This window comes from Parabacteroides sp. An277 (assembly GCF_002159645.1).
Classification (GTDB): domain Bacteria; phylum Bacteroidota; class Bacteroidia; order Bacteroidales; family Tannerellaceae; genus Parabacteroides.
The window spans coordinates 118659-131738 of the sequence record NZ_NFJB01000002.1; the positions used below are offsets into that span (position 1 = coordinate 118659).

Sequence of the window (13080 nt, forward strand, 5' to 3'; positions counted from 1 at the left end):
TTCGTTTCTTGTATTCATTATATTACTCATGCACAGGACGTATACTCCTTCCGCTGGCACGCTGAAAACCATTTCCCCACGAGAACGATTGCGGATTGAGGAACAATCCCTGACCGAACTGGCAACTTTCCTCATCGAGGTCGGAAGTCCAGTAAAAGCCGCGCATATTATCAAACTCTAAGGTCTCTTCCCACATAGTCCCTACGAGAGGCAAGGTGATGCTATTCCCGTTAGGACCTGTTACAGTCCAGACCTTTTGCCCATCTATCTCGCCTACAGTCCATGTGCATTGCGTCATGAGCTCGTCCATTTCCTCTGCAGTAGGCATACGCCAGCCATTACCGAGAACTTGGGCGGCGGCATCGTCGGCTTCTTCTAACCGCGTTAGGTTATCTTGGTTGCCTAACTCACTATCTGTACAGTATTTGGTAAGCGTCTTAGGAGAACCTTCGCAGTGCGTATAGTTGGTGAAGTCATAGCGAGGCTTGGGAACGCTTTCCCCCCAGGCATACAAGAGTCCTGCGGCGTCAGATGAGATAGCTCCGATGTTGGTTGCAGCCCACTTAATACCCGATGGAAGACCCAAGTCTATTGCTTGAAGAGAAACGCGATCGCCTGGTATTACGGCACGGATGCAATGCCCCATCGGACGTTTACCTTCCTTCAGATTTATGGACTGAGGCGAAAGCGACAGACCGGCAGCATACATACAGTTACTTGTCAAAAGTGTAGAAGCCCAATAGTACGAACCGTTACCAGCATAAAGCATTTTCTCGCCTTGCATAGCACCCGTTGCTGGGAAAGTTATTTGATTGCCGTTCAACTTACTGGTAGCGACAAAAGTGAACGTTCCGTCGTCAGCTTGCACGGTTTCCCATGTACAGTTATCATAGAGCTCTTGCCATTCCTCCCAGATAGGTACACACCATTCGCCACCCCAATTTACATGGGCGGCATCATCTTCAGGTTGAAGGAAGAGCAAACCGTCAATAAACCCATCTGCACCACAAGTATCAGCTGTGCAGTATTTAGTTAGTGTTTTGTCGGAACCTTCGGCATAGGCGTAAGTAACCGAGGTATAACTTGACTTCGGCTTTGTCTCACCCCATGCAAAGAAGGTGGATCCATCTACTGAAACATCCTCCGTAGCCCATAGCGTACCAGAAGGGAGGCCCAAATCAACGTACGCATAGCCTTCTTCCTCTTGTATATCTTCACCAGTGACAGGGTTATCATCGTCGCAAGAGGTAAACCAACAAGCAATGAAGGCTACTGATAATAGTTTTATCCAAGTATTCATCTGTTTATTCATATTAGATTTTATCCTTTTCTTATTTGTTAATTCTCAGCTATTGGCTTCTTGGGAAGCGTACGGGCGAATGCCAATATCATCAAGCCGATGACAATCGTTGTAATAGCTGATACTACGAACCGCATCCGGCTGGATTCTGGGTCAGCACTATTCACGAACAAGTCTGTGTAGAGTGGTGATATGAATTGCCCCAACTGAGCTACCGACATGATAATAGCCACACCCAATGTGCGTTGGCGAGGTGTCACGATGCGCGGTAAAAATAAGGAAATAGGCGGCAAAGCAAAACCACCACCCAAACCAACGATTAGACAACCAACCATCAATATGCCATAGCTATGCGATGCAGCAATGATTAAATAGCCTGCCGCCATAATAACGGAGGCAAACGACATGGTCCAATCTTTCAGTTTGCGCATAATCCAAGCTAACATCACGCCCGCTAAGATTGCCGGAATACGCATGAGCGAAAGTGCATAACCACACTCCTCTGCATCCCCAATTCCTTCTACATCCATAAAAAGGGCTAAATCGGTATTGATGACAAAATAGCAAGCAAATATCATCATGGCAAAAAAAGCCAGAATAAACAATTTCTTGTCAAGACGTTGTTTTCCACTTCCAGCTGCACTCTCTTTCGGTTGTAAAGGAGGAATAGAAGGCAGAAAAAAGGTTGTCAGCACAATCGAAACAATGACGAAAGCATAACACAGGAAAGAATATCGCCATGAGATGTTCGCCAATACACCGGACAGACTCATAAAAACTAAGCCACCTAATTGGTTAGATGCCCCTTGAATACCCAATAACTTGCTGCGCCGACCAGGATCGGGAGCAAAATCGAATATCAACGACGTAGACAACGGGGTCATAATACCCAAGCCAATACCGAACAACACTCGCATAAGCAACAACAAACGAAAGTCATTTACAAAGCCGCCGGCCACACCGAAGACCAAAAACAATGTCATGCCCACGAGTAACAATTTCTTCTTGTCTATCCGTGCTGTGAGCCTTGCTGAATACAATCCCAACGGCATCATAATGAGTGTAGGCAAAGTCAGAACGAGCTTAGCCTGTGTAGCTGAAATCTGCGGAAAAGCCTCCCGAATGGCAGCTAATGCAGGCGAAATAGCCGTAGGTGCCATGATAGTAAGCAACGATACCGACAAAATAGACGGCATCAGCATTCTCGAATATCTTTTTTCTTCCATATTTTGTTTCCTTCTCTATACTCAAACTACAAGAACATACGGGCAGGTTTTCCCACTGTCACGCTCAAACGTAAATAATTTACCACGCCTCCTATATAATCCGGTTGCTCAATATTGAATTTTTGCCATACAAACTGAGGCGTGCAATAATAAGTCAACACCATACGGCGCGTAATATTTATTTTACAATAAGCACAAATGTTTAACGCCGTAAAGCGGTTGGCCAATGCGCCCTGCACTTCGGTTTCTACGCCAACTTGCGGCAAGAATTTCCAAAATGGATGCATCTTGGCCGGGAAAATCCGGAAACCACACGATGGAGTAAAGGTTTCTTTAAATGATTCGCCCTTGTCGGTAATCACCGGAAGCAGTTGACCTATATAGTCGAACTTTCCTGATGTATGAGGTAGAATGCCCGTATATCCCACATTACCTCCAATGTTCAAAAAAACAGTTCCTCCTAAACGTTTATAGGCTGCTTCTACTTCATAAGAGAAATAGGCATCTTTTCCCGTAAAAGCCGGAATATATTCCTTCATATCTTCTTCGAACTGACGATTGACCGAAAGGATAAGGTGCGCCTGCATCCCATTCTTAAACGGCTGATGGATACCAGCATAAACAGCTTTAAGATTAAACGGTTTGAATAGCGGCTTCAATCCGATAAAGAAAGATGGTCCTCCTTTTTTCTTAAAGCTACCGTCAAACTCCAACGCATCGTTAATGAATAGCTTCCTACCGAACACATGAGCCGAACTTTCTTCCAAAGCCATACGCCCGAAAAACTGCGATTCCGAAACCGAGTTAGCTAAACGTCCTAAACGAACTTTAAAGTTCTTTCGAAAATAATGTTCCACCTCCAGATTTGTAATGGTTGCAATAGCCGACGGACTAGAGGAATTGTCGTTAAGGAAAGAAACGGTAGAATATACATTGGTACGTTCCGGCAAAGCGGACGAGAGCATCAAGTCTACACGCTGCCGATAATAAGATTTTGCGGGCAGAGCCGAAAGTATTTCATCACGATTGGCATTGGCGACAGCCACGTCCTGCGCAATCTGCATACCAAGATTAATGACGTTCACCTGATTGATATCCACATCAAATCCCTCGCTCGTCCGAGCATAATCTTCCGCGGCATTGAACGTAGAATCCTTACCCAACGAAAACTGTACCTTCTGTGCCTTTACTTGCAAGACAAGAAGCAACAGCAATATTCCTATCCATCCTTTCCTATACATTTATATAAATATTATTATACTCGTCCCAGACTAAAAGGAGGGTACACCTCACTATCTACCCAAACATCAATAAGACATGGCTTATTCAACTTAATAGCATCTTGTAAAACTGGCAAGAATTCATCTAGTTTTTCTACTCGATATCCTTTCGCGCCACATGCTTCTGCATATTTTACAAAATCTGGATTATCAAACTGCATATAGGCTTCATCATCATACATGTTTAACAGGAACTTCTTGATGATATTGAATTCACTGTTATTGAATATAATCCAAATAACAGGAATATTATATTGTACGGCGGTCATCAATTCAAAACCTGCCATTTGATAACATCCATCGCCCACACCGGCAATCACTACTTTATTTGGATTAGCGCATTTCACGCCCAAACAACCATTAGTGTGGCTTGCCATCGGACCAAAACTACCCGGATTCTGATAGCGTTGATTCTTGTTCAGTTGCAGATAACAACTTAACCACAACATGTGCGAACCAGCATCTCCCATTACAATGGCATCATCCGGTAAGTGTTGCGATAAAACACGAACAATGTCTCCAGGAAATATCCGTTTTGCATCTACATGCGGCAATTCTTCGTAATAATGCCCACCCGGCAAAGTTCCAAGCTGCAATGCCGGAAGATTCTTTGCCGCCAGTAATGATAAAATTGCCTGAAGTGCTCCTTTCACGTCACTCACTACCGCTACATCGGCCTTATACACTTTGTTGATTTCAGCCGGATCAATATTAATATGAATCAATTGTTTATTGACATATAAATCCGGTTGAAATGAAAATGTTGCGTTTTGAGCGAACGAATTTCCCATGGCAAGCACTAATTCGGCTTCGGCAAAATAGTCCTTAGCTGCCTTATCGCCCGATGTACCATACATACCTAAGCAAAGCAAATGGTTCTCGGGCAACAATCCTTTGGCATCCATCGTTTGTACAAATGGAATCTGATACCGTTCTACTAATTGTAACAATTCCTCTGCTGCTTCACTACGGATACAACCATACCCGATCATTGCCAACACTTTCTTGTTTTTAGCAATAGCGTCAGCCAATACATCGGCTGCTTTTTGTAAAGCATCATCTGTTGCCTTAACCGGTTTCACATGAATGTTAATCGGACGGAAATTAGTCACTTCTGCCGTAGTTACATCTTTCGGAATATGAATATGTACCGGTCCCGGACGTCCTTCGAACGCCGTATTAATAGCATCTTCTAATATATCGCACGTGTCTTCAGGACGCTCCAGAATATACGATTTTTTGGTAGTCGCAGAAAACATCACCTGCGAGTCGGGTGTACGGCTCAGACCTGTTGATTCATTCAACGCTCCTTTACCACGCTGATTCATCGACGTATATCCCGTAATGGCCAGTACTGGAAGTGAATCGGATAACGCTACTGCCATACCCGAAAACAAATTAAATGCACCGGGACCTCCCGTTGCGAAACATACGCCCAAGTTACCCGGATTAAACATCGTATAGCCACATGCCATGAACGATGCCGCCTGTTCATTACGGATAATGATGGTCTCTATCTTCTTTGAGTCGCGCAGAGCCAGCAGCATTGAGGCATTGACTTGCCCACTTCCTCCGAAGACATGCTTCACACCGATGTCTTCCAGAGCTTTTACTATCGTTTGATTTACATCCATTGTATCTTATTTTTACTTATGTTGCCGTATATCTTATACCGTCATCGTTTTTATTTCTGAAACAGAAGACTACTTAATTCTCCTGATAATCAGATGTTTGTTCATTTATTCTCCCATTCCTCAGCATTAAATTTTGCTTTGGCACTTTTAGGAGGATTCTCCGAGAATAATTTCCCGCCCGTAGCAGCCTCGTTAAGTTCATATCCATTAAAGAACAAGTAAATGCGATCCTTAGGCACATTACTAACTTCCGAAAAGGCTGAAATAAACTTGTCCGCAAGCAGTTTTTTCTGCTCGTCAGTCATTTCTATACTGTGAATAATAATTGCAGGCATATCGTATTTCTATTTTTCAAGGATGAACCAAAGCGGGAAATCTTTCCCCTACTTTGGCTCATTTTACTTTTTGTTAGTCAATAGAGTTTAATACTTTCACGATCATATCACCGTAAGCGATAGAAGATTCTACCGACGTACCGGTAATGAACGGATGATCATAATACACTTGCGGATCTTCACGGCTCGCATTAATACGTGCAATGCAAGCACCATTAGGCCCTACTGCGTCACGAACCAAATCTTCGATTGGCCATAAAAATCCCGGAGTGATTACATTCGTACCTTTGTTATCTTCCGTTGCTCCATAGAGGTCGTAAGACATAGCCATACCTGGACCATAGAAATCCCATGCGCGAGGATGAGCACAAATCTTCTTACCGTAAATAATAGACTTGTAGTCGTTTTCAGGATCACGTAAAAATACTAATGTAGAAACAGCGTAGCACAACGCAGCTACAATTTTACCACTCTTATAGGCATCCATAATCAGTTTGTGAAGTTCCCAGCAATTGCACATATCCAGCATTGCACCCGGACCACCTGTCAAAGCAATAGCATCGTAATCTGCCATATTGACTTCCGAGAACTTCAACGGATGTGCCCATTCTTCACCATTAACCAATTCTTTGCAACGGTCGCAAACTTCCTTCGGATTGGTCTTGATATTTTGAACACCATCCACGAAGTCCGGATCTACACTAATTTCGAAAGGCAATGGCTTCTTTCCTTGCGGAGTAGCCAAAGTCACTTCAAAACCTGCTTTCTTACATGCATCCCACGGAGCTTGCAATTCCTCACCCCATGAACCGTAGTTTGTTGCGATGATTAAAACTTTCTTTGCCATAATTTTGATAGTTTTTTAATTAAACATACAGGAGTAAAAACCTGTCTCTTATTATTTTATTCAAATTATTCTTAGATTTTCATTCACAAATAGGACGTATAGCCTGAGCACTTGTTCGAGGGTGTGGAAACCATTTTAATTCATTTTGTAAAAAACCATAATTGAATGCAGTTGTTTTTTCTGTAACCTCCCCTTCATAAGTTCCGTTAGGAACATAAGGAGACGTACAAGTAGGATCTGCCGTAGCACTCCAATACCAACCGCTCAAACCTCGCCCCGAAACAAAAGTCGCACTATGCCGATAACCGGTACTTGGCCAATAAAGCGTATTTATCGTTACAACTTTCCCATCAATTTCAATCTCATATTCATATTTGTACCCTAATTTCTCACCGTCTTCATCATACCATTCCGTAGCGTCCGGCTGTAGATTCAAATATTCTTCACTATCATCTTCAAAAGCGGCATATTCATTCTGAACATTATATCCGCTATATCCGCATGTCGGAACCCTCCATAATCCACCTAATTGAGCGGTTGCTATATCACAATTTTCATTGCCGCTGATATCATAAAGGACATTGGATCCATCCATTTGATGAGCTTGAACAACAAATTCATTCAAGTTTCTAAAATAGAGCATCACGCCAGAAGCATCACCAAAACTAAACAAGTCCCATTGTTCTCCCGGATCAAGCGCCATATATGCATCCGACGAATTGTCTACCAACCTTTCATCTATTCCTACATAATTTATGGTACTTGAGTTTGCTTCCTCACAAGATTCTTCAAAAGTAGCGACATGAAAAGAGACTTCTGTAGAATCAGAATTTGCCGCATTGGTCTTTGTTGCAATCAGATTCCCTGTTGCCCAATAAATAGGAACACCATCAGAGGCTCCTTCCTTATTTATTCCCATATAAAGAGCTACTATCCAGTCGTTCTTATAATATTTTCCTCCTATTTGAGTATCCGAACCTTCTGTCAGCAATGTACTGCCTTTATCTTTATCTGGCAAAACCAATCTTTGCTCTCCCGCTTCTGATGATGTCAAAACATGGAAAAACTTTACTATACCAGGCACACAGAACCATAAAGATTCGCCCTCACATAGAATCCTATCCAACTGAAATACAACACTTCCATCCTGTTCTATTATTTCAGAGGCAAGTGGTTCCACATTATCTGCAATTCCTATCTGTAAAGTCTGTCCAGCATAATAATTCACCGTACTTGCTACAGTGGTTTCCACCGTAAAAGCAAGCTTAACTTCCTGTTGATTCTCATCGTTCGAGCAACTAACAAACATAAGAACAATCAACAGTACTACAAAAAGATGTGTATTCCATGTTTTCATTTCAATTTTCATTCTTTATAATACAACCTGAATTTATCTACATTCAGAACTTGGAAAGTATCGCCACGTTGCATCGCCTCGCCACGCTGATAAACCAAGCTTTCAGCTTTTACATCCAATGCAGCATTAACTCCCATCAGTGTCAAGCGAGTATGTGCGAAATCAAAGATTCCACTATTGCAAACAAACAAATCTTTCGTTTCTATAAAGTTACGGGCTTCCGTATGCCATTCGCCTATCTCTACATGATAAGGAAAATCTTTAGTCGACTGAACGTTTACCCCCACTTCTGCTACCAGAAAATCATATGGTCCCGACTTTGTTACCGTAATCGAGCCGGTATTCTCCATGCGATGTGTCTGTTCTTCCTTGCCCACCATCTCACTATAGATGCCGAAAGCCACGGCATGGGGCGTGGAGGCATCGCTGCCCTCGAGATGAACGCGCACAGTGCCATTGTTCACAATGGGCGGCATAGGGACACTGTTGGGCAGACAGTGTTCATAGAAAGCACAAGCCAGCGGGAAAGACTGATAGAGGAAAGACACCTTATTCTCTATATAACGAGCCCGCGACACAATGTCCACCACGCCTTCGTTGAGCAAATGGGTGTCGGCAAAGCGGGCTATGGTCATGATGCGGCCACTGCTTTTCACGCTGATGTTACCCTGATTGATGATGCTGCCGCCCAGACCTGTTGTGGCCAAGATGCGAATAGTAGAGGCACGTTCCATGTCGAGCATGATGTTACCTTCGTTGATAATAGTCATATTGTTAGCTGGCACAGCTATGACACGAGCCTGCGTGTTGAACGAACCGTTGCCGATGAGTCGGATCTCACCACGATTGATGAGGGTGGAGTTTTCGCCGGCCAAGAGCGTCTCGCCATAGATGGGCGTATCTGAATCAGGATCCTGATCGAAGTGGATGCAGATGATTCCTTCGTTGATAAGCAACGAATCCTTACCGGCTGCCATGGCAAAACACTTGATGAAGCGGTAAATACCTTCCGTATCTTTGGGAGAGGACTTGACCTGTGCTTTAAAGGCCTTCTCCATCTCGGCAAGGTGAATTTCGATGATACCTTCGTTGATGAGGGTAGCATTGGGTGCCAAATGGTGACGACCAGCATTAGCGGGGTCATCTGTCAGAGCTGCCATGCCATATAAAGCAATGTTACGACCGTTCAGCACTTGCCCAGCAGCAATGGCCTGTTCGGTGATGTCAGCCAAGTTAGTAGCTTGCGGGTGTCCGATGATGATGTGATCGCGGTTCACCCCGTAAGCACCGGCACCGATGCGAAGACTTTTATCTGTCTGATTCATTAATTGGTAGTCGAGTTTATTCATTGTTTCGTGTTTTAATTATACAGGTTTCGCCAGCCTGACGGGAGATTTCGAGCTGATAGACCAACTGTGCGGGGTCAATTGACTGCAGGTTTTCTCCTACCAAGCTAAGTTGCATTTCACTCAAATCGAATTTGGCGCTACGGCAGGCAAAGAGGTCGTGCGTCTCGGCAAAATTGCGGGCTTTGGTCTTCCAACGCCCAATTTTGACGATGACGGGTACATCGCCCACCGACTGCATATTCACACCCACCTCGGCGATGTTGTAGTGTACAGGACCTTCCTGAGTCACTTCGATGCTGCCTTCGTTTTCCATCACATGCACAGGTGTCTCGCCTCGGGCAGCACCCACTTGGTGACAATAGAATCCGAATGCAACCGCATTGGGGCCTGAAATCTCGCTCCCCAAAAGATGCACCCTGATGCAACCACGGTTCAATGCGGGGCAGGTGGGCAGATCGTTAGGCAAAAAATGCTCATAGAAAGCTGTGGCCAAGGGATCGAATTGATAGTGGTAAGACACCTTGTTCTCCAAGTAGGTAGCCAACGAAGTGATATTGATTTCTCCATTATTGGTCATGCGTGTGCCGGCCAGGCAACCCAACACCATGATGCGGCCACCGGTTCGGACATTGATCACACCATCGTTGAGCAGCGAGCCATATTGTCCGGCAGTGTGCAAGATGCGGGTCTGATAGGCTCGTTTCAGGTCTACACTGATTTCTCCTTCGTTGATCACTTGCAGGTGACTATCCATACTACCCACTCCACGGATATAACTCTGCCAAGAACCGTTGCCCAGGAAGCGGATAATGCCGCGATTGATCATCAACGAACGGGCATTGGCCCACATGGCACAACCGTAGAGCGACACTTCGGCATCAATGTCTTGGTCCATATGGACATTGATAGTACCCTCATTGATCAGCATCGAGTCAGCCCCAGCAGCCATGGCATAACAGCGTACCGTGTCGTTATTGAAGTTAGTGGGGTCATCGCTCCGGTCCTTGTTCTGCTTGTAGAGAGCATAGATCTCGCTAAAGCGAATATCTATCACACCACGGTTAATGAGCGTGGCATGGTCGGCCAACATCTTTGATCCGGGTTGGTCGGGATTATCTTCGAGAGCAGCCATGCCACAAATGGCAATGTTTTTCACCACTACACCGGGTTGATTGGGTATATTTTGGTGCTTGTACTCGAAATAGTTAATTCCTTCGGGACGCGAGATGTCGAGATGTCCGTAGTTCACGGCATATCCGCCACGTCCCACCACAAGGGCTTCGTGCGACACCTGCTCATTTACATATGTTGTCTTGCTATCCATATCGATTTGATTATTTGCTGTTCAAAGATACTGTGTGGTTGGTTCGGTCCCACGCCACGTCATAACTAACGTCGGACGAGGTGATGCGCAAGGCATCATAACCGACATATTCATAGCGGAAGTTACCTCCACCGGCATCATAGACCAAAGCTTCAGGCGCCACACTGTAGGCCGTACCGGGTACATAGTCGTCGGCTGACACTAATTGCAGTTCGCCACCGCTATAATTCATGTTGATACCCTTGGCCAAGAAGAGGTCGTGGGTAGTGGCAAAATCACGTAGGGTAGTACACCAACGTCCTAATTTGATGGTACAAGCTCCTTTTGCGGCCGTTTGCCTAGCCACAAAGCCGGCTTCAGCCATATTGAAATGTATGGGTCCGCTTTGACTTATGTTGATCGTACCGTCGTTCACGACATTGACCTCTAGCTTTTCTCCCCCGGCCGCCATCAAGTCGCAAAACATACCATAACCTTGCATTAAGGGCTCGGAACGTTGCGTGCCCTCTATACGGACATTGATGGTACCTCGATTCAACAACGAGGGCATGCCTGTGCGCGAGGCTTGCAGAGGCTCATATAGTCCACAGATGATATGATCCTCATCCGTCACAATAGATTCGTAGCCTTCGGGCATATCCACCGAGGTGAGATCTATCAGATTGTTGTTGATGAGATTGCTGTCTCCATAACGAGTCATACAAAGTACTTTGCCGGGCAGGCGCATGCGCATCTCTCCATCGTTAATAACATTACTATTCGATCCGCCTGTGGTGATCATGCGTGCGTCTTCGCACATATCTATCTCAGCCGTCATGATGCTATTGTTAAAAGCGGATATATTACTGCCGAAAGTAGCCATACCTCGCATTCGAGTAGCCACAGAACCGGTTCCATAGAAATGTATCTCGCCATTATTGATCAACGTGGAGCCTTCGCCACCCACCAATCCCATCACATAAATGGTACTCGTAATGTCAGGGTCGTGATCAAAATATACATTGATAGCACCCTCGTTAATTACCGTGCTATTCTTCCCTACATACATCGCCAAGATGCGGAAGTAAGTATAGGGACGTTGCGTATCGTCGGGCGTCTGGATTTGGTCTTTATACCGTTCCACCAAAGCCTTGGTATGGATGGTGATATTGCCGCGGTTGATCAGCGTCACACCCTCAGGTGCCCGAGTAGAGTCAGTCTTATTTTCCTCATAATCAAACGCAATACCAGCCATGGCACAACAATTGAGTGTAGTTTCGAGCACACGCCCCTCGTCAGTCATCACCGTAGAAGTCATTGCAAACGCATAGTCGTCAGAGTCTTCACCTCCCACCACCACATCGCCGGTGTTGACCAACGTCACGTTTGATTGGTCGGTAATCAGCACTTGCTCTTCTTGTGCCGGTTCTTCGGGCAAAACAATCAGATCATCTTCATTGTCGCAGGCGGCAAAGAGAAGCAAAACGGGCAGAGCCAGCCGTAGCAGGCTGGCCTTCAATACGTCTGTGTAGTTACGAGTATATATCATGCTATTTGTCTGCCACATTAGATATGCTTACTTATCCCACGGGAAAACGGTCTTTACCGGAGCGAACACATCAATAGCCTCCGTCTCGCCCACAGCCACAAACGCATGCGGAATATTGGCGGGTACCAAATAGGCATCTCCTTCCGACAGTTCATAAACCTGTTCACCTATCGTCAAATGGAAACCACCTTTGATGACGTAACCGAATTGCTCTTGCGGATGCGTATGCATACCCACTTCGCTTCCATCGGCCATGTTCCAATGCAACACATTCATGTTTTTCCCTGCGGCAAAATCTTGGCGAACGACGCCTTTGCCCATATCCACCTTTTCTACCTTGTTGTGATCAATAACCATCATATTTTCTACATTTATAAATTATAAAACATATTCAATCTGTCTGAAAAAAGAACCATGCTAAGCCTTAACAAACTTTTTTGAACACAAATGTAGGAAAGGCATAGAGCTATTCGACTACAATTTTTTCCGTAGTTCTCCCAAAAGCTCCTTAGAGTTATCTCAATTAGACTCTCATTTATTCATTTCAATCCTTCGGTTTTACTATAAACTATTTATTTCCAATCAATAAACATTTTTTATATAAATCACAACTTATATTTCTCCATTTCCTCGTTTAGCAAGCCCTATAAAACGAGAAAATTCGGAAGAATTTGGCGAGATATCGAACAAAAAATACAAAGCCTCCGAAGAAAGTTCTATCTTTAAGCTAAAGATATATATCTGTAGTCTAAAGATACGTATCTGCAACCTAAAGATATGTGTCTTTAACCTAAAGATAGAACTTTCCTCGGAGGTTTCAAACTTTTCCTGGGGTGTGAGGGAATTTAGGAGGGAAGGTACAAAAGTTTCCTTTCCTAATTTATAGGGATAGAGGGCACG

Annotated in this window: 11 protein-coding genes; all 11 read right to left on the reverse strand. The window is 44.5% G+C overall.

Annotation, left to right across the window (positions count from 1 at the left end; all coding sequences use genetic code 11):
* Window positions 1–22: 22 nt before the first annotated feature.
* The 11 genes from B5F77_RS01410 to B5F77_RS01460 all read right to left on the reverse strand — a co-directional run bounded on the left by B5F77_RS01410 (window position 23) and on the right by B5F77_RS01460 (window position 12540).
* Window positions 23–1300 carry a hypothetical protein gene (locus tag B5F77_RS01410; RefSeq protein ID WP_140392788.1) on the reverse strand — a complete coding sequence of 426 codons (1278 nt, stop codon included), beginning with the start codon at window positions 1298–1300 and terminating at the stop codon, window positions 23–25.
* Between the two features lie 38 nt (window positions 1301–1338).
* A complete protein-coding gene (locus B5F77_RS01415) occupies window positions 1339–2526 on the reverse strand; it encodes an MFS transporter (protein ID WP_087326560.1) in 1188 nt (395 codons plus the stop codon).
* Between the two features lie 26 nt (window positions 2527–2552).
* Window positions 2553–3767, reverse strand: coding sequence for a hypothetical protein (locus B5F77_RS01420; protein WP_087326563.1), 1215 nt, complete (start codon window positions 3765–3767; stop codon window positions 2553–2555).
* Window positions 3768–3781: 14 nt separating this feature from the next.
* On the reverse strand, window positions 3782–5440 hold the full coding sequence (locus B5F77_RS01425; RefSeq protein ID WP_087326566.1) for a thiamine pyrophosphate-binding protein: 1659 nt from the start codon (window positions 5438–5440) through the stop codon (window positions 3782–3784).
* 101 nt (window positions 5441–5541) lie between these two features.
* On the reverse strand, window positions 5542–5775 hold the full coding sequence (locus B5F77_RS01430; RefSeq protein ID WP_087326569.1) for a tautomerase family protein: 234 nt from the start codon (window positions 5773–5775) through the stop codon (window positions 5542–5544).
* A gap of 73 nt (window positions 5776–5848) precedes the next feature.
* Window positions 5849–6622 carry a type 1 glutamine amidotransferase domain-containing protein gene (locus B5F77_RS01435; protein ID WP_087326570.1) on the reverse strand — a complete coding sequence of 258 codons (774 nt, stop codon included), beginning with the start codon at window positions 6620–6622 and terminating at the stop codon, window positions 5849–5851.
* Window positions 6623–6701: 79 nt separating this feature from the next.
* The gene (locus tag B5F77_RS01440; protein WP_162607935.1) at window positions 6702–7979 is read right to left on the reverse strand and encodes a hypothetical protein; all 1278 of its coding nucleotides are present in this window, start codon (window positions 7977–7979) and stop codon (window positions 6702–6704) included.
* A gap of 8 nt (window positions 7980–7987) precedes the next feature.
* Window positions 7988–9328 carry a hypothetical protein gene (locus B5F77_RS01445; protein ID WP_087326576.1) on the reverse strand — a complete coding sequence of 447 codons (1341 nt, stop codon included), beginning with the start codon at window positions 9326–9328 and terminating at the stop codon, window positions 7988–7990.
* On the reverse strand, window positions 9321–10652 hold the full coding sequence (locus B5F77_RS01450) for a hypothetical protein (RefSeq protein WP_087326579.1): 1332 nt from the start codon (window positions 10650–10652) through the stop codon (window positions 9321–9323). Before B5F77_RS01450 ends, B5F77_RS01445 begins: the two co-directional genes overlap by 8 nt.
* Before the next feature lie 10 nt (window positions 10653–10662).
* Window positions 10663–12180, reverse strand: a complete 1518-nt coding sequence (locus B5F77_RS01455; protein ID WP_140392790.1) for a hypothetical protein — start codon at window positions 12178–12180, stop codon at window positions 10663–10665.
* A gap of 27 nt (window positions 12181–12207) precedes the next feature.
* Window positions 12208–12540, reverse strand: a complete 333-nt coding sequence (locus B5F77_RS01460; protein WP_087326585.1) for a cupin domain-containing protein — start codon at window positions 12538–12540, stop codon at window positions 12208–12210.
* Between the last annotated feature and the right edge of the window lie 540 nt (window positions 12541–13080).